This is a genomic window from Pedococcus sp. (assembly GCF_036554925.1).
Lineage (GTDB): Bacteria > Actinomycetota > Actinomycetes > Actinomycetales > Dermatophilaceae > Pedococcus_A.
This window is the reverse complement of the sequence record NZ_DATBMI010000101.1, coordinates 1-17,502: the sequence shown is the minus strand read 5'-3', so window position 1 is coordinate 17,502 and position 17,502 is coordinate 1. Positions and strand designations below refer to the sequence as shown.

The following is a 17,502-nucleotide window of genomic DNA, read 5'->3' as shown; positions in this document are numbered from 1 at the left end:
CACGGCACAGGCACCTCACAGGATTCGCACAGCCCAGCAGTGGCGCCGTCTCAGGGACCGACGGTTTGCTGGGTCCATGACCTCGCAGAAGCCGGCGCCAGGGCCCACCCGTTTGCATCGCCCCGACGGCTCACCCGTCCGGGTCCTCGTCGTCGACGACGAGCACAACCTCACCGAGCTGCTCAGCATGGCGCTGCGCTACGAGGGGTGGGAGGTGCGCACGGCGAGCACCGGGTCCGCCGCCGTGCGCGCAGCCCGCGAGTTCGAGCCCGACGCCGTGGCGCTGGACATGATGCTGCCCGACTTCGACGGCCTGGAGGTCCTCCGGCGGATGCGGGCCCACAACCCGGCGGTCCCGGTTCTCTTCCTCACCGCCAAGGACGCGGTCGAGGACCGCGTCAACGGCCTCACGGCGGGCGGTGACGACTACGTGACCAAGCCCTTCAGCCTCGAGGAGGTCGTCGCCCGGCTGCGCGCCCTCATGCGACGCACCGCCGTCGTGGCCGACGAGTCGTCCTCGGTGCTCGTCGTCGGCGACCTCACCATGGACGAGGACAGCCATGAGGTCACCCGTGCCGGCACGCCGGTCCAGCTGACCGCCACCGAGTTCGAGCTGCTGCGGTACCTCATGCGCAACCCCAAGCGCGTGCTGTCCAAGGCGCAGATCCTCGACCGGGTCTGGAACTACGACTTCGGTGGCCAGGCCAACGTCGTCGAGCTCTACATCTCCTACCTGCGCAAGAAGATCGACGCCGGCCGCGAGCCGATGATCCACACGATGCGTGGCGTGGGCTACGTCCTGAAGCCGGCACCGTGACCCTGTGGGAGCGGCTGAGGCCGTCGGGCTGGATGCTCAGCACCAAGCTCGTCGCCTCGATGCTGGCCCTCTTCCTGGCCGTCACCGTGGCCACCGGCGCCCTGACCGTCGTCGCGCTGAACAGCTTCCTGATGGCCCAGCTCGACCAGGGCGTCACGACGTCGGCCCTGCGGGTCGGCCAGCGCCCTCCGCCGCCCGGTTCGAGCCCGGAACGCCTCCCCGGCGGCGGCGGGTCGTTCCTCAACCTGAGGGTCGACAACGGCGTGGTCGAGACCAACTACGTCGCCCAGGGCAGCGAGGTCACGGCGCTGACAGAGGAGCAGATCGAGCTCATCGAGGCGGCACAGCTCGGGCCGCAGCCCAGGACCGTCGCGCTCGGCGGGTCGCTCGGCGACTACCGGCTGGTCGCCCGGCAGGGCCCCGACGGCGACACCACCGTCGCGGGCCTGCCCCTGGCGGACGTCCGCGAGACGGTGGATCGGCTCCTGTCGCTCGTCGCCGGCAGCGCCCTCGTCGGGGTGGTGGCGGCCGGGGTCGGTGGGGTCTGGCTGGTACGGCGCAACCTCGCGCCACTGCAGCGGATGGCGCACACCGCCACCCGCGTCGCGCACCTCAAGCTGGACTCCGGCGACGTGGCGCTGGCCGAGCGCGTGCCGGACGCGGACACCGACGAGCACACCGAGGTCGGGCAGGTGGGCCTCGCGTTCAACCGGATGCTCGACAACGTCGACGGCGCGTTGCAGGCCCGGCACGAGAGCGAACGGCGGGTGCGGCAGTTCGTCGCCGACGCCTCGCACGAGCTCCGGACCCCGCTCGCCTCGATCCGGGGGTATGCCGAGCTGTCGCGCCGCGAGCGCGAGCCCGTGCCCGCCTCGGTCACCCATGCCCTCGCACGGGTCGAGTCCGAGGCCGTGCGCATGTCGGCGCTCGTCGAAGACCTGCTGCTGCTCGCGCGTCTCGACGCGGGACGCCCCCTCGAGCGCACCCCGGTCGACGTGTCACTCCTCGCGGTCGACGTCGTCAGCGACGCGCACGCTGCCGCCCCGGACCACCAGTGGCGCCTCGACCTCCCCGATGAGCCGGTCGAGGTGCGCGGCGACACGCACCGGCTGCACCAGGTGGTGGCGAACCTCCTCGCCAATGCCCGCACCCACACACCGTCGGGGACGACCGTCACCACCTCGGTCATTCGCGTGGGCGACTGGGTGCGGATCGCCGTGCACGACAACGGACCCGGCGTGCCACCCGCCCTCCAGCCCAGCGTCTTCGAGCGGTTCACGCGCGGGGACGACTCCCGCAACCGCAGTGGCGGCAGCACTGGCCTGGGCTTGAGCATCGTCGCCGCCGTCGCCCAGGCGCACGGCGGCCGGGTCGAGCTGGCGAGTGCTCCCGGGGACACGACGTTCTCGGTGGTCCTGCCGTCCGGCACACCTGGCTGACGCGGGGCGGGCGGGCGAACGGGACCAGTCGGGCAGGCGGGACCGCTGCGGAGAACCCGGCTAGCGTGGGCGGATGCCACGACCCTGCCGTGTCGGCGTCCAGCTGCCCGAGGTCGAGCGCCCGGTCGGCTGGCCGGAGCTCTTCTCGATGGCCCGGACGGCCGAGTCGGCCGGCCTGGACTCGCTGTGGCTCGGCGACCACCTGCTCTACGACCTGCCCGGCGGCGTCACCCGCGGGCCCTGGGAGGTCTGGACGTCGCTGGCGGCGATCGCCGCCGTCACCGAGCGCATCGAGCTCGGCCCGCTCGTGGCCTCCACAGGGTTCCACGAGCCGGCCATGCTGGCGAAGCAGGCCGCCACCGTCGACGGGATCTCCGGGGGCCGGCTCATCCTGGGCCTCGGCGCAGGCTGGAACGAGCGCGAGTACCGCGCCTTCGGCCTCCGGTACGACCGCCGGGTCTCCCGCTTCGAGGAGGCCTTCACCATCATCCGCATCCTGCTCCGGGAGGGCCGTGTCGACTACCGGGGCACCTACCACTCCGCCGAGGACTGCGTCCTCGACCCGCGGCCGGTCCGACCCGGCGGGCCGCCGCTGGTGCTCGGGTCCGTCGGCGAGCGGATGATGCGGATCGGCCTCCCCCATGTCGACGCGTGGAACGTGTGGTGGAGCGACTACGGCAACACGCCCGACGGCTTCACCAGCGTGCGCAGCCGGGTCGAGCAGGCCGCCGCAGCAGCGGGACGAGGCCCGGGCGAGGTGGCTGCCACGGCCGCTGTGCTGGTGCAGCTCCCGGGCGGTGGTGGTCGGCTCATGGGCGACACCTACAACGCGGCGGTGCAGCCCGTACAGGGGACGCCCGAGGCGATCGCCGCCCACGTGCAGGCGATGGCCGCAGCCGGCGCGACCCACCTCCAGCTCGTGCTCGACCCGATCACCGAGGCGTCGATCGAGGTGGTCGGCGAGGCGCTGCAGCTCCTCGACCGGGACTGAGCCCCGGCCTGCAGCCCCCCGCGAGGCGTCAGGGCAAGGCACGGGCGGGGACCAGCCCAGCCACAGCAACCGCACAGCGCGCGCCCCGAGCGTGGGAGCCATGGACACCCACACCCTGCCCCGCACCAGTGCCCCCGCCGCGGGCCTGCCTGCCCTGGGCCCGACAGCGGCGACCTCCGAGCCGGTGGGCAGCGGCCCCTCCCGCCTGCAGCGCCTCTGGCGAGGGCCCGAGGCCGACCCCGCCTGGGCGCGTCCGGCCCTGATCGGCCTGCTCTTCGCCACCGCCCTGCTCTACGTCTACAACCTGACCTCGAGCGGCTGGGCCAACGCGTTCTACTCGGCCGCCGCCCAGGCAGGCAGCCAGAGCTGGGAGGCGTTCCTCTTCGGCTCCTCCGACGCGGGCAACTCGATCACCGTCGACAAGCCTCCCGCCGCGCTGTGGGTCATGGCACTCTCGGTGCGGGTCTTCGGGCTCAGCTCGGCCGCGATCCTGCTGCCCGAGGTGCTCATGGGCGTGGCCACGGTCGGCGTCCTCCACGCCACCGTCAAGCGCCACTTCGGCGCCGCCGCAGGCCTCCTCGCCGGCCTCGTGATGGCACTGACCCCGGTCGCGGTCCTGATGTTCCGGTTCAACAACCCCGACGCCCTCCTGGTGCTGCTCATGGCTCTGGGCGCCTGGGCCACGCTGCGGTCCATCGAGCGGGGCTCGGCGAGGTGGTTCGCCCTGGCCGGTGTCTTCGTCGGGCTCGGCTTCCTCACCAAGGCGCTCCAGGTGCTGCTGGTCGTCCCCGCGTTCGGCCTGACCTACCTGCTCTTCGCCGACACGACGCTGCGGCGCCGCATCACCGGCGCCCTCGGGGGCACCGCCGCGATGGTGCTGTCCGCGGGCTGGTGGGTCGCCATCGTCGAGCTCGTCCCGGCGAGCATGCGTCCCTACATCGGCGGCAGCCAGGACAACTCGTTCCTCTCGGTCACCTTCGGCTACAACGGCCTCGGCCGGATCAACGGCAACGAGACCGGCTCCGTGGGCGGCGCCAACGGCTGGGGGGAGACGGGCCTGACCCGCATGTTCAGCAGCCAGGTCGGCGGCCAGATCTCCTGGCTCATCCCCTCCGCCCTGGTCCTGCTCGCCGTCGGCCTCTACGTGCGGCGCCGGATGCCCCGCACCGACGTCCGCCGCGCGGCATACGTCGTCTGGGGTGGATGGCTGCTCGTCACCCTGCTGACGTTCTCGCTGATGGCCGGCATCTTCCACGAGTACTACACGGTCGCCCTCGCCCCTGCCGTCGGCGCCCTCGTCGGCATGGGCGCGCAGGAGGCGTGGGAGCACCGCGGGCGCGCCATCGGCTCCATCACCCTCGCGGTCGCGACCGCCGCCGCCGCGACGTGGTCGTTCGTCCTGCTCTCGCGGGTGGACTGGGTGCCCTGGCTGCGGGTCGGCGTCCTCGCCCTCGGCCTGGCCTCGGCCTTCCTGCTGCTGGCCATCACGCAGCTGCACCGCCGGTGGGTCCCGGCCGTCCTCGCCGGGGCACTCGTCGCCGCCCTGGCCGGCCCCGCGGCCTACAGCGCGGCCACCGTCTCGACCGGCCACACCGGCTCCATCGTCACCGCCGGCCCTGCCACGGCAGGAGGCCGAGGGGGTATGCCGGGTGGCACCCGGCCGCAGCTGCCCGGCGGGACCACGGGCGGCCAGGCACGCCAGGGCCAGGCGCCGACCGGTGGCGGCATGGGCGGGCTCCTGGACGCGAGCACACCCGGCACCGAGGTCGTGGCGGCCCTGTCCGCCGACGCCGGCTCCTACACCTGGGTGGCCGCCGCGGTCGGCTCCCAGAACGCGGCCGGGCTGCAGCTCGCCACCGAGCTGCCGGTCATGGCCATCGGCGGCTTCAACGGCAGCGACCCCTCGCCGACCCTCGCGCAGTTCCAGGCCTACGTCGAGGCCGGGCAGATCCACTACTTCGCGGCCGGCGGCGGTGGCGGGGGTCGCGCGGGCGCGGGCGGCCCGGGCGGCGGACTCGGCGGGGGCAGCGGGATCGCGACGTGGGTGCAGGCGAACTTCACGGCCGTGACCATCGGCGGCTCGACGTTCTACGACCTCACCCGGCCGCTCGGCTCCGGCAGCTCGGCCGACACGTCCAGCACCCCGACCACCTGAGGAGGTGGCCATGAACACCCCCGCCGCCGGGCCCGTCCTCGACGTGGTCGTCCCCGTCCACAACGAGCAGCACACCGTGGCCGCGTGCGTGCGCCGGCTGCACGCCCACCTGGTGCACACCTTCCCGTACCCCTTCCGGATCACCGTCGCCGACAACGCGAGCACCGATCGCACCGCGCAGGTGGCGGCCGGGCTGGTCGCCGAGCTCGCCGGCGTGCGGCTCGTCCGCCTGGAGCAGAAGGGTCGTGGCCGGGCGCTGAAGCAGGTCTGGGGCGACTCGGACGCGCCGATCCTCGCCTACATGGACGTCGACCTCTCCACCGACCTCGACGCGCTCTGGCCGCTGGTCGCGCCGCTGATGTCCGGCCACTCGGACCTCGCCATCGGCACGCGCCTGCACCGTGGCTCCCGGGTGGTGCGCGGGCCGAGGCGGGAGGTGGTCTCGCGCTGCTACAACCTGCTGCTGCGTGGGGCCCTCGGCGCGCGGTTCAGCGACGCCCAGTGCGGCTTCAAGGCGATCCGCCGAGATGTGGCCGCGGACCTGCTGCCGCTCGTGGAGGACCCGACCTGGTTCTTCGACACCGAGCTGCTGGTCCTCGCCGAGCGCTGCAGGCTGCGGATCCACGAGGTGCCGGTGGACTGGTTCGACGACCCCGACTCCCGGGTCGACGTCGTCGGCACGGCCCTGGACGACCTGCGCGGGATCCGGCGCGTGCGGCGCTCGTTGGCCGGCGGCGCGCTCCCCGTCACGGAGGTCGCGAGCCGCATCGGCCGCAGACCCCCCGTGGGTGGGCTCGGCGGGAGTGGCCGGCTCGGTGGCCGGCTCGGTGGCCGGCTCGGTGGCCAGGTCGCGCGGTTCGCCGGCGTCGGCGTGGTCAGCACGGTGGTCCACCTGGGCCTGTTCGCGCTGCTGCGCCCAGCCCTCGAGTCGGCGCACACGGCCAACCTGCTCGCGCTGCTGGTGGCCGCCGTCGCGAACACCGCGATGAACCGTCGCTGGACGTTCGGCCTCCGTGGCCGCGAGCAGGCCACGCGTCAGCACCTCATGTCACTCGGCGTCCTCGCCCTGACGCTGCTGATGACCTCGGGCGGCCTCGCGCTGCTCCACCTCTGGCAGCCGCAGGCGCCCACCGGCAGCGAGACGGCCGTGCTCGCCGTGGGAACGGCGTGCTCGACGCTCGTGCGGTTCCTGGCCATGAGGCTGTGGATCTTCCGTGCCCCTGCCGTCGAGGCGCAGAGCCGGGCCCTGCCCGCGCCGGCGGAGCTCGTCCTCTCCAGCACGGCGCCCGCCCACGATGCCGGACACCCCTGAGCGAGCTCGGCCGCAGGGCCCGGAACGCCTGCGACCCCCGACGTGAAGCGTGTCGGGGGTCGCAGGCGCGTGGCGGAGGCGGAGGGATTTGAACCCTCGATGGGCGGTTAGCCCAAACCGCATTAGCAGTGCGGCGCCATAGACCGGACTAGGCGACGCCTCCACGCCCGAGCCATCGTCGCAGGGATCCTGGACCGAGCCCGCACAGGGTATCCGCAGGGCCTGCGCAGGAGCAAAACCACCCCGACCGGGGACGCACGGCGCTCGGTGACGGGCTGTCGCGGGCCGTGCGGCCGGTCGGCGGGGGCCCGCCCGACCGGGTCAGCTGCAGATGTCCTGGTTCGCCGCGCGGGCCGCGATGGTCTCGGTGGAGGTCGGCGGCGGGGTGGCGGTGATCGACGGCTTCGGCAGCGGGGTCGTGCCCAGTCGGTTGGGCACCTCGACGACGTTCGCCGCGCCCATGCCGAGGCTGACCTCGATCGTCGAGCCGAGCAGCGTGTCCTCCCGGACCTGTGCCTTGGGGAAGGCCGCGGCCACCGTGCGGGCGGCCTCCTCCATGCCCCGGCCGTGGCGGATGACGACGCCCTTGGTCGGGTTGCCCTCGCCGTTGACGTAGCTCTGGATGCGGAAGCCCTGCACCTCGAGGGCGCCGGCGGCCTGGCGGGCCAGGCCGGAGACACCCGAGTCGTTGGTCACCCGCACCTGGATGACGCCGGGCGAGACCGTCAGCGGCTGCGAGGTCGTCGGGCTCGGCGTGGGGGTCGGCTTCGTGCCGGGGGGCGGCTTCTGCCCGGGCAGCGGCTTGTCCTCACGCAGGGCCTCCCAGAGCAGGTCGGCGGACTCGGTCCACTCCACGCGGTTCGGGTCCCCCGAGTAGGGCCGGGTGGGGACCGTCACGAAACGGATCTGGTCCATGCCGATCCTGCGGATGCTCTCGGCGATGTCCTTCATGCGGCCGGGGTCGAGCCCCTCGTCGGCGGACATCGACTTGGTCGCGGCGTCGAGGAACCGGAACAGCCGGTCGGGACGCAGCAGGAGGGAGGACTTGGTCGCCTCCTGCACGATCGACGACATGAACGCCTGCTGGCGGTTGATCCGGCCGAGGTCGGAGCCGTCGCCCACCGTGTAGCGGACCCGGACGTAGCCGAGGGCCTGCTTGCCGTTGACCTTGGTCTTGCCGGCGGGCAGCTCGAGATGGGCCTTCTCGTCGCTGATGGGCTCCGGGGTGCAGACGGTCACCCCGCCGAGCGCGTCGACCATCTGCTGGAAGCCGCGGAAGTCGATGACCACGGCGTGGTCGATGTACAGCCCGGTGTTGCCCTCGAGCGCCCTGATCGTGCAGGCGGGGCCGCCCTCGGTGTAGTTCGCGTTCCACTGCCGGATGGTGCCGGTCTCGACCGTGGAGTTCTTGTCCTTGCAGTTCGGCGCCTTGACCATCGAGTCGCGCGGGATCGACACCACCACGGCCGACTTGCGGTCCGCGGAGAGGTGCACCACCAGGTTGGTGTCGGAGCGGGCGTCGCTGGTGTTCGTGTCACCCACGACGCCGCTGCGGGTGTCCGAGCCCATCACGAGGATGTTGAGCGGCGTCAGCTTGGTGTTCTTGTCCGTCGTCGCGTGCGGGGTGGGGCGCACACCCAGCGCCTCGCCCAGGTCCAGCCGTTTGATGTTGCCGGTGAGCTTCACGTACGCGGCGACGCTGAGCACGAGCATCACCGCTAGGCCCGCGGCGAGCGCGATGCCTCCGCGGCGCAGCCACGGGTGCTTGCGGTTCTTGTGACGGTCGGCGCGCCGCCGGATCGGCTCCTCGCCCTCGGCGCCCTCCCCCCGGCTTGCGGCTGACTCCTCGCGGCGCGAGACCCGCTCACCCCGGGAGGGCTCGGCAGGGTGCACGTCGTCGGACAGTTTGGGGTCCCCCTGAGCATGCGGCTCTGAGCCTGGAGTGGGCTCGCTCACAGGGACCTCTCTCGTCGACGGTGGCCGCCCCGATGGCGGCCTGGGCGCCGGGCGCCCTCGGAGTGTAGACGGCCGGTCCGCAAGACAGGCCTTCTGTCATGGTCTCACCCCTCCGACGCGCGAGACCAATCCATGGTTGCCGTCGCCATCGGGGGGCAGGGCGCACGGTCACCCCGCACTCCTCGCACGGCCCACGCGAGCACAGGCAGGAGGAGCCTGCGGGAAGAAGCCGCGCCCAGATGAGGTTGTATGGGCCCATGGGCAAGCGGACGTGGGCCTTCGTGACAGCAGCCGTGCTGGTGGTCGTCGCCGGCGGTGCTGGCGTGTGGTGGTGGCGGACCTCGCAGGAGCGCGAGCGAGACGAGATGTCGCGGGCTGCCGTCAATGCCTTCGCGCAAGCGTGGCAGAGCCGTTCCTTCCAGAAGGCAGGGGTCCGGTTCACCGGGTCGACGCCGGAGGCGGTGGCGAAGGACTTCACCAACGCCACCTCGGGCCTCGGCTCCAGCCCCGTGACCGTGGACGTCGAGAGCGTTCGCCGCGACGGCACCACCGCGGACGCCGTCCTCAAGGTCACCTGGAACCTGTTCGACTCCACCCCCTGGAGCTACCAGGCGCAGGTCTCCGTGGCCGAGACACCGGAGGGCTGGGCCGTCCGGCCCGAGACCGGCGGCTCCCTCTGGCACCCCCGGCTCGGCGCCGGCGAGGCCCTGAAGGTCACCCGCACTCCCGGCGAGCGGGGTGACCTGCTGGACCGTGAGGGCGAGCCCCTGATGCCGCTGGGCAAGGTCTACCCCGTGCAGCTCGACCCGTCGCGCGCCACCGCCGCGACAGCCCGCTCGCTCGAGAAGATCGTGGACGAGCCCGCAGGCTCCCTGGTCGCCAAGCTCGCCGCCGCGCAGAAGGCCGGCAGCAAGGCGCCGATAGCCGTGATCACGTACCGCCAGTCGGACTTCGACGCGCGCCGCGCCAGGCTCGACGCGCTCAAGGGGGTCATCTACCCGGCGCGGCAGCAGCCGCTGGCCCGCTCCCGCAGCTTCGGCCAGCCGCTGCTCGGCTCCTACGGCCAGGTGAGTGCCGAGCTCATCGAGAAGGGTGAGGGCCGGTATGCCGCCGGCGACTTCGCCGGCACCAGTGGGCTGCAGGGGCAGTACGACCGCGTGCTCGGTGGGACCCCGGGGATCAGCGTCGCCTCGAGCGGGAAGCCGGACACCCCGCTCTTCGAGAAGGCCGGCACGCCCGGGGAGGACGTGCAGCTCACACTCTCACCCTCGGTGCAGGAGGCTGCGGAGAAGGCGCTCGCCGGGACGGGGGCCGTGCCGAGCGCCCTCGTCGCCATCGACGTCCCGACCGGCGACGTCCTCGCCGCGGCCAACTCGCCGGCCTTCGGCTTCGACCGCGCCATCACCGGGCGCTACCCGCCCGGCTCGACCTTCAAGGTCGCCAGCACGTACGCGCTCCTCTCCCAGGGGGCGGTCACCCCGAGCACCCCCGTCAGCTGCCCGAAGACCTACGTGGTCGACGGTCGCACCATCCGCAACTACGAGAGCGGGTCCCTGGCCAACCCGCTCTTCGCGGACGACTTCGCGAACTCGTGCAACACGGCCTTCGTGCAGCTGGCCGAGAAGCTGGGCAACGGAGACCTCGCCGCCGGAGCGCGCGCCTTGGGCATCGGCGCCGGCTGGGAGAAGACGGTCGGCGTGAACGGCGCCTTCGCGGGCAGCATCCCTGAGAACACCGGGGCCACCGACAAGGCAGCCGCGACCATCGGGCAGGGTCGCAACCTGACCTCCCCGCTGGCCCTGGCAGTCATGGCCGGCTCGGTGGCCCGCGGGTCCGCGATCGCGCCCGCCCTGGTCACGAAGCCCGCACCGGAGGACGGCGCCCGAGACCCGAAGGCGCTCGACCCCGAGGTGACCAGCCAGCTGCGGTCGCTCATGGGCCTGGTCGTCACCGAGGGCTCGGCCGAGGTGCTCAGGAACGTGCCGGGCGGTGTGGTCCGCGGCAAGACCGGGACGGCCGAGCACGGCACGAAGAACCCGCCGGAGACGCACGCGTGGTTCGTCGGCTACCAGGGCGACGTGGCCTTCGCGGTGCTGGTCGAGACCGGCAAGAGCGGTGGCACCGTGGCAGCCCCGGTCGCGAAGGCGTTCCTCACCAACCTCGCGCGCTGACGGCGACTCAGCAGAGGCTGCTGCCGCGGCGATATGCAGCAACGTGGGTCTGCAGCAGCAACACCTGCTAGCAGATGTTGCTGCGTGGGGTGGGCGGGCGAGGCGTCGGTGCGGGAGCCCGCCACACGGCATCCATGACGCAGGCCCCCACCGGAACGGAATCCGGTGGGGGCCTCGCTCAAAGACTGTTGGTTGTGCAGTCCTCGATCAGATCGGGCGAACGGCGTCAGCCTGCGGGCCCTTCGGACCCTGGGTGACCTCGAACTCCACGCGCTGAGCCTCGTCCAGCGAGCGGTAGCCCGAGGAGTCGATGGCCGAGTAGTGGACGAACACGTCCGGGCCGCCACCGTCCTGGGCGATGAAGCCAAAGCCCTTCTCAGCGTTGAACCACTTAACGGTTCCCTGTGCCATGGGGTAACTCTTTCCTTCTGTAGCCAATGAAGTCCCACACCTCGTGAGGCTCCCGGCTGCCGCACTGACCCCACCAGCGGGACATGCCCGCCTCAGATGAGAAAAGCCCGCACTGGGCGGGCACTTCTTCGACCTGCGAGGAACTGCTTCTGCAACCGCGACAGACGCTAGCACGCAAGCACGCACCAGTGCGGAACAGACCGGGGGGAGAAGGTAAAGGACTGTTCAGGACGTTCCTGCCGAAGCGGGCAAAGCGACTCGCCCGTTCGGCTGATCTCTGGGCGATGCCGTGTACCCCGAGGCGCTAGCGGGCCTATAACTGCAGGTCAGAGGCGTACAGCAGCGATGCGCCAGGTCGCGCGACATCGTCGCAGCCGCCCGCCAGCACGACGCGGGCGTTCAGACTCTGCGCCTCGGGGGAGCGCAGACGAGCGGAGGCCGGGCCCGAGGGCCCGGCCCCCGTGCGCGCTCTGGACCAGGCGTGGGCCCGGCCAGGCGTGGGCCCGGCCAGGCGTGGCGTCAGGCACCTCGCAGGGCGAGCCGCGGTGGCCGGTCCCCACGGATGACCGCGACCATGTCGACGACCCGTCGCGTGGCGCGGACATCGTGCGCGCGGAAGACGGTCGCCCCGAGCCAGGCCGCGATGGCGGTGGCGGCCAGGGTGCCCTCGAGCCGGTCCTCGGGGGGAAGGTCGAGCGACTCCCCCACGAAGTCCTTGCGGGAGAGCGCCTGCAGGATCGGGTAGCCGAGGCCGGCGAGGTCACCCGTGTGGCGCAGGAGCCGCAGCGAGTGCGCGGTCGTCTTGCCGAAGTCCAAGGTGGGATCGACGAGGATGCGCTCGGCCGGTATGCCGGCTCGCTCGGCCCGCTGCGCCCCCTCGGCGAGGGTGCGCATCACGTCCACGACCACCCCGCCCGGCTCGGGCGGGTACGTCACCCCGACGGGGTCGGTGCGAGGTGGCAGGCCACCGGTGTGCGAGCAGACGACCCCGGCGCCGATGTCCGCAGCGACACCGACGAGCCCCGGGTCGTGGCCGGCCCAGGTGTCGTTGACCAGGTCGAGCCCGATGCGCCCGGCCTCACGCGCGACCTCCGCGCGCCAGGTGTCCAGGCTGAGCACCAGCCCGGGGAACTGTGACCGGGCGGTCTCCAGGAAGGGGAGGACCCGGTCCATCTCCTGCTGGGCGCTGACCGCCTCCCCCTCCTGGCCCGCCCGCACACCGCCCACGTCGACGATGTCCGCCCCCGCGGCGACGGCTGCCTCGAGGGCGGCCAGGGCCGAGCCGAGGTCGGCGTGCCGGTTGTCCACGAAGAAGGAGTCGCTGGTGCGGTTGACGATCGCCATCACGGCGGGGCGCGAGGCGTCGAAGGTCGTGCCGCGCAGCCGCAGCGGGGGCGTCCGGGGCAGGTCGGGCTCGTGCGGGGCGGGCAGGTCCACGCGGCCATCCTCGCACCCGGGGCGGGTGGTCCGGCCCGGGCGACCCCTGCGCGCACTGGACCGGCAGGTCCAGGCCCGCCGACGGGTCTGAAGACCCCTCCGCGGGGGTCCAGGGACTGGGACGATCAGGGCATGGCAACCATGACGTCACCGGCCGCGCCTCCCGCGTCACCCACGCGGCAGCTGCGCCGGGTCATCGTGCGGCTGACCATCGGCTCGTTCTCGGTGGCGGCGCTGATGGGCATCATCGCCCTGCTGTCCGGCGGCGAGTTCGGCGAGACCGAGGGCCGCATCCTGCTGACGACCCTCCTCGTCGGCGTCGTCAGCGTTGCGGTCCTGTGCTACCTCGCCACGGCGGGGAAGCCGTTCCAGCTCGTGGGGATCGCCGGCGGCGTGGCCGTGGCCGTCCCGTTCGTGCTGGGCCTGGTCATGATCTGGGGCGGTGACACGGCCGACCAGCCCTGGCTCTACAAGCCCTTCGGGGTCTTCGCCGTCGTGGCGGCGACGCTGGCCCAGGCCAGCCTGCTGCTCGCGCTCTGCGAGACGGGTGGCCCGCTCGTCCGCAGGATCCTGGCCGCCACCCTGGTCTTCGCCACCCTCGTGGCGCTGATGACCGGCTACCTCCTGGTCTTCGAGGACCAGGGCGTGGGTGACTGGTACTTCCGGCTCCTGGGCGTCGTGGCGATCCTCGACGTCCTCGGCACGGTCACGGTGGCCGCACTCATGAAGTTCGGCCCCACGACCGCCGAGGTCGGCGCCGGTCCCGGGCTCGCCCTGCCGCCCGAGCTGCGGGCCAGGCTGGACGCGGCGGCCCTGGCCGAGGGCAGGTCGCCGTCGGAGGTCGCCGCCGACGCTGTGGAGCGGTACCTGGGGAGGCCTGACTAGGCTCGCCGGATGGCGTTCGACTTCAGCATCTCCGAACGGGTCGAGGTGCAGCGGCAGCGCATCGAGGACTTCGTCGCGGCCGAGCTCATCCCCCTCGAGCAGCAGGTGTTCCGTGACGGCTGGACCGACGCGCTGCGAACCGACCTGCAGGCTCGGGCCAGGGCCGCCGGAGTCTTCGCCCCCCAGGCGCCCGCGGAGCTCGGCGGAGGCGGCTTCCGTTTCGACGAGGCGGCCGTGCTGCTCGAGGAGGCGGGCTACAGCCTCCTCGGCCCGGTGGCCCTCAACTGCGCAGCGCCCGACGAGGGCAACATCCACCTCCTGCACCTGACGGCCACCGCGGCACAGCGGGAGCGCTACCTCGTGCCCCTGGCCTCCGGCGAGGTGCGGTCCTGCTTCTCCATGACCGAGCCTCCCCCGGGTGCGGGCTCCGACCCGTCGGCGCTGCGCACCCGCGCCCGCCGCGTCGACGGCGGCTGGGTCCTCAACGGCGAGAAGTGGCTCATCACGGGAGCCGACGGCGCGGCCTTCTCCATCGTCATGGCGCTGAACGAGGGAGACGACGTCGCCGAGGGGGCGACGATGTTCCTGGTTCCGACGGACAACCCAGGGTTCGTCCTCGGCGACCACCTCAACACCATCGACGGCACGTTCCTGGGCGGTCACCTGCAGATCTCCCTGCGCGACTGCTTCGTGCCCGACGAGGACGTGCTCGGCGAGCCCGGCAGCGGCTTCGCAGCAGCGCAGGTGCGCCTGGCGCCGGCGCGGTTGACCCACTGCATGCGGTGGCTGGGGGCCGCTCGCCGGGCCCACGACATCGCGGTGGAGCGCGCCGTGGGGCGCGAGCTCTTCGGCTCGCCCCTGACGGGCCTGGGCATGGCGCAGGCGCTCATCGCGGAGAACGAGGTCGACCTGCACGCCGCCCGCGCGATGCTGTGGCACACGGCCTGGGTGCTGGCCGAGGGAAGCCGCACGAGCGAGGAGTCCTCGCGTACGAAGGTGTTCGTGTCCGAGGCGGTGTGCCGCGTGGTGGACCGCGCCGTGCAGCTCGCCGGCGGCATGGGCACCTCCGAGGAGCTGGTCCTCGGCCGGATCTACCGCGACATCCGCTCCTTCCGCATCTATGACGGGGCGACCGAGGTGCACAAGATGTCGATCGCGCAGCGCACGGCCAGGCGAGCTGCGAAGCGCGTCCAGGCGCGGGGGGTCGGCGCATGAGCGGCCGGGCCGACCGCGACGAGGTCCGCGGGCTCCCCCGCGCGAGCTTCACCGCGTGGGCCGGGCGCGCCCTCCCGCAGGTGGGGACGGACTGGAGCGCCGAGGTCATCTCGGGCGGGCTGTCCAACCTGACCTACCGCATCCGGGGCGAGCACGGCACCGTCATCGTCCGGCGGCCCCCGCTCGGGAAGCTGTTGCCGAGCGCCCACGACATGGGCCGGGAGCACCGGGTGCTCTCTGCCCTCGGCCCCACCGACGTGCCGGTTCCGCAGGTGCTCGCGATGTGCCAGGACCCCGACGTGGTGGGCGCGCCGTTCTACGCGATGGCCGAGGTCGATGGTGTGGTCTACCGCGACGCCGAGCAGACCACGCAGCTGTCGCGGGAGCAGCGGGCCGCGCTGGCCGAGGACCTCGTCGACGTCCTGGCCCGCATCCACAGGGTCGACCTCGACGCCACCGGGCTGCGCGACTTCGGCCGCGCCGACGGCTACGTCGAGCGGCAGCTGAGGCGCTGGACCGCCCAGTGGGAGGCCAGCCGGACCCGTGACGTCGACGGCATGCCGCAGCTCCTCGATGCCCTGGCGCGGCAGCGCCCCGCCGACGGCGAGACCACCCTCGTGCACGGGGACTACCGCCTGGACAACACGCTCGTCGCCCAGCCGCACGGCATACCGGTCGTGGCCGCGGTGGTGGACTGGGAGCTGTCCACCCTCGGTGACCCGCTCGCCGACCTCGCGATGTGGCTCACCTACTGGAGCGGCCCCGGCGAGGACGGCAGCGCCGTGCCCGTGGCTCCCGGGCTCACGGCGCAGGACGGCTTCCCGACCGGGGAGGAGATCGCCCACCGGTATGCCGCGCGCACGGGGCGCGACCTGGCCCACCTGGCGTTCTACCGCGCGTTCACGGACTGGCGGCTGGCCGTCATCCTCGAGGGCGTGCACGCCCGCTACCTGGCCGGGAAGTCCATGGGCGAGGGCTACGACCGCGTCGGGCCGGCCGTCCCGCTGCTCGTGGAGCGCGCCCTGTCCCGGCTCGGCTAGGAGTCGAAGCCCAGGCCGAGCCGGTCGAGCGAGCGCAGCCACAGGTTGCGCCGGCCCTGGCGCTCGTCGGCGCGCGCGAGCGACCACCGGGTGAGCTGGATCCCCGTGTAGGCCAACGGTTCCGGAGGGAAGGGAAGCGGCTTGCGGCGGACCATCTCCAGCGCGGTGCGCTCGGTGGGCCGGCCGTCGAGCAGGTCGAGCATGACCTCGGCGCCGAAGCGCGTCGCCCCGACCCCGAGACCGGTGTAGCCGAGGGCGTAGGCGACACGGTCGCCGATGGCCGTCCCGAAGAACGCGCTGAACCGCGTGCACGTGTCGATGGCGCCGCCCCAGCGGTGCGTGAACCGCAGCCCCTCCAGCTGGGGGAAGGTCTCGAAGAAGTGCTCCGCCAGCCGGGCGAAGGTCTCCGGCCGCTGGTCGTGGAGGGGGTTGACGCGGCGGCCGTAGTGGTAGATCGCGTCGTAGCCGCCCCAGAGGATCCGGTTGTCCTCGCTGAGCCGGTAGTAGTGGAACTGGTTGCCGGAGTCGCCGACACCGGCCCGGCTGCGCCAGCCGATGGAGTCCAGCTGGGCGGCCGTGAGTGGCTCCGTCATGAGGACGTAGTCGTACACCGGCACGGTGTGCAGGCTGGTCCGCCGCAGCAGCGACGGGAAGGCATTGGTGCCGAGGGCGACGTGCCGGGCCCGGACCGGGTGACCGCTCGCGGTGTCGACCCTCACCCCGGCACCGTCGCGCGCCAGACCGGTGACCCGGGTGCGCTCGGCGATGCGGACGCCCAGCGACTCGGCAGCCCGCGCCAGCCCCCAGGCGAGGCGGGCCGGGTCGACGATCGCCGTCTCGTCGGTGTCGAGGACCCCGGCAAGGTAGGTCGGCGAGTCCAGCTCGGCGCGCACCTCGTCCTGGTCGAGGAAGCGGCCCTCGCCGGAGTCCTCGCGCAGCCACTCCACCTGGTGAGGCGCCGTCGCCACCGTCAGCTCACCCGTGCGCCGGAAGTCGCAGGAGATGCCGTACCGGTCCACGGCCTGCTCGATGGCGTCGAGGTTCTCCAGCCCGAGGCGGTGCAGCGTGGCGTACTCGTGCGGCCAGCGGGCCAGCCCGTTGACCTCGCCGTGGGTCAGGCTGGCCGAGCAGAACCCCCCGTTGCGACCGGACGCCGCCCAGCCGATGCTGCCGGCCTCGAGGAGCAGGACGTCCCGGCCGGGGTCGCGCTCCTTCGCCAGGAGCGCGGTCCACAGCCCGGAGTACCCGCCCCCGACCACGACCAGGTCGGCCGCGGTGCGGGCCTCGAGCGGTGGCCGCACGGGCGGGCGTCCCGGCTGCTCGAGCCAGTAGACGCCCGGCTCCGTGTCGGCCAGCGAGCGGTGGACCGCCGACGTGCGGCCGGCCACCTCAGCCCGCGGTGGTGTGCCGGTCGGCCACTGTGAGCGCCTCGTCGAGGATCGCCAGTCCCTCGCGGACCTCCTCGGCGCTCGTGGTGCACGGCGGCACGACGTGGGTGCGGTTGAAGTGCGTGAACGGCCACAGCCCGCGCTCCTTGCACGCCGAGGCGAACTCGTTCATGGGCGCAGCCGCCGCGCCCGAGGCGTTGAACGGCACGAGCGGCTCGCGGGTCTCGCGGTCCCGCACGAGCTCCAGGGCCCAGAAGACGCCGAGCCCGCGCACCTCGCCCACCG

13 protein-coding genes, 1 tRNA gene and 1 pseudogene are annotated in these 17,502 nt (G+C 72.9%); 9 read left to right on the top strand and 6 right to left on the bottom strand.

Annotated elements, in window-relative coordinates; genetic code table 11:
• Nucleotides 1–76 precede the first annotated feature (76 nt).
• The 5 genes from VIB11_RS08485 (at nucleotide 77) to VIB11_RS08465 (ending at nucleotide 6,714) form a co-directional block, all read left to right on the top strand.
• Nucleotides 77–817, top strand: a complete 741-nt coding sequence (locus VIB11_RS08485) for a response regulator transcription factor (RefSeq protein WP_332030247.1) — start codon at nucleotides 77–79, stop codon at nucleotides 815–817.
• Nucleotides 814–2,256: a HAMP domain-containing sensor histidine kinase gene (locus VIB11_RS08480; protein ID WP_332030245.1), complete on the top strand. Its 1,443-nt coding sequence runs from the start codon at nucleotides 814–816 to the stop codon at nucleotides 2,254–2,256. The genes VIB11_RS08485 and VIB11_RS08480 overlap by 4 nt, the downstream gene beginning before the upstream one ends.
• Before the next feature lie 73 nt (nucleotides 2,257–2,329).
• The gene (locus VIB11_RS08475; RefSeq protein WP_332030243.1) at nucleotides 2,330–3,247 is read left to right on the top strand and encodes a TIGR03619 family F420-dependent LLM class oxidoreductase; all 918 of its coding nucleotides are present in this window, start codon (nucleotides 2,330–2,332) and stop codon (nucleotides 3,245–3,247) included.
• Between the two features lie 100 nt (nucleotides 3,248–3,347).
• Complete coding sequence (locus tag VIB11_RS08470) at nucleotides 3,348–5,402, top strand: ArnT family glycosyltransferase (RefSeq protein ID WP_332030241.1); 2,055 nt, start codon at nucleotides 3,348–3,350, stop codon at nucleotides 5,400–5,402.
• Nucleotides 5,403–5,412: 10 nt separating this feature from the next.
• The gene (locus tag VIB11_RS08465) at nucleotides 5,413–6,714 is read left to right on the top strand and encodes a bifunctional glycosyltransferase family 2/GtrA family protein (RefSeq protein ID WP_332030239.1); all 1,302 of its coding nucleotides are present in this window, start codon (nucleotides 5,413–5,415) and stop codon (nucleotides 6,712–6,714) included.
• Between the two features lie 70 nt (nucleotides 6,715–6,784).
• On the opposite strand, the gene VIB11_RS08460 is transcribed toward VIB11_RS08465, so the two are convergent.
• Together VIB11_RS08460 and VIB11_RS08455 are read right to left on the bottom strand one after the other, a co-directional pair.
• Nucleotides 6,785–6,877 (bottom strand) — tRNA-Ser (locus tag VIB11_RS08460).
• A 158-nt stretch (nucleotides 6,878–7,035) separates the two neighbouring features.
• Nucleotides 7,036–8,607, bottom strand: coding sequence for an LCP family protein (locus VIB11_RS08455; protein WP_332030237.1), 1,572 nt, complete (start codon nucleotides 8,605–8,607; stop codon nucleotides 7,036–7,038).
• Nucleotides 8,608–8,927: 320 nt separating this feature from the next.
• On the opposite strand from VIB11_RS08455, the gene VIB11_RS08450 reads away from it, so the two are divergent.
• On the top strand, nucleotides 8,928–10,841 hold the full coding sequence (locus VIB11_RS08450) for a penicillin-binding transpeptidase domain-containing protein (RefSeq protein WP_332030235.1): 1,914 nt from the start codon (nucleotides 8,928–8,930) through the stop codon (nucleotides 10,839–10,841).
• 207 nt (nucleotides 10,842–11,048) lie between these two features.
• On the opposite strand, the gene VIB11_RS08445 is transcribed toward VIB11_RS08450, so the two are convergent.
• A complete protein-coding gene (locus VIB11_RS08445) occupies nucleotides 11,049–11,252 on the bottom strand; it encodes a cold-shock protein (RefSeq protein WP_056915917.1) in 204 nt (67 codons plus the stop codon).
• 519 nt (nucleotides 11,253–11,771) lie between these two features.
• Nucleotides 11,772–12,689, bottom strand: coding sequence for a dihydropteroate synthase (folP, locus tag VIB11_RS08440; protein WP_332030230.1), 918 nt, complete (start codon nucleotides 12,687–12,689; stop codon nucleotides 11,772–11,774).
• A gap of 132 nt (nucleotides 12,690–12,821) precedes the next feature.
• Here folP and VIB11_RS08435 point away from each other — a divergent pair, with 132 nt between their 5' ends.
• From VIB11_RS08435 to VIB11_RS08425, 3 genes are read left to right on the top strand one after another with little or no spacing between them, the layout of a single operon-like run.
• Complete coding sequence (locus VIB11_RS08435; protein ID WP_332030228.1) at nucleotides 12,822–13,574, top strand: hypothetical protein; 753 nt, start codon at nucleotides 12,822–12,824, stop codon at nucleotides 13,572–13,574.
• A gap of 9 nt (nucleotides 13,575–13,583) precedes the next feature.
• A complete protein-coding gene (locus VIB11_RS08430; protein WP_332030226.1) occupies nucleotides 13,584–14,789 on the top strand; it encodes an acyl-CoA dehydrogenase family protein in 1,206 nt (401 codons plus the stop codon).
• Entirely contained in the window at nucleotides 14,786–15,829 is a 1,044-nt protein-coding gene (locus tag VIB11_RS08425; protein WP_332030224.1) for a phosphotransferase family protein, read from the top strand. Before VIB11_RS08430 ends, VIB11_RS08425 begins: the two co-directional genes overlap by 4 nt.
• On the opposite strand, the gene VIB11_RS08420 is transcribed toward VIB11_RS08425, so the two are convergent.
• Both VIB11_RS08420 and VIB11_RS08415 read right to left on the bottom strand, forming a co-directional pair.
• A complete protein-coding gene (locus tag VIB11_RS08420) occupies nucleotides 15,826–17,217 on the bottom strand; it encodes an FAD-dependent oxidoreductase (RefSeq protein WP_332030222.1) in 1,392 nt (463 codons plus the stop codon). The two genes, VIB11_RS08425 and VIB11_RS08420, sit on opposite strands and share 4 nt — an antisense overlap.
• A gap of 1 nt (nucleotide 17,218) precedes the next feature.
• Nucleotides 17,219–17,502: pseudogene (locus VIB11_RS08415) on the bottom strand (aspartate aminotransferase family protein); the annotation flags it as partial.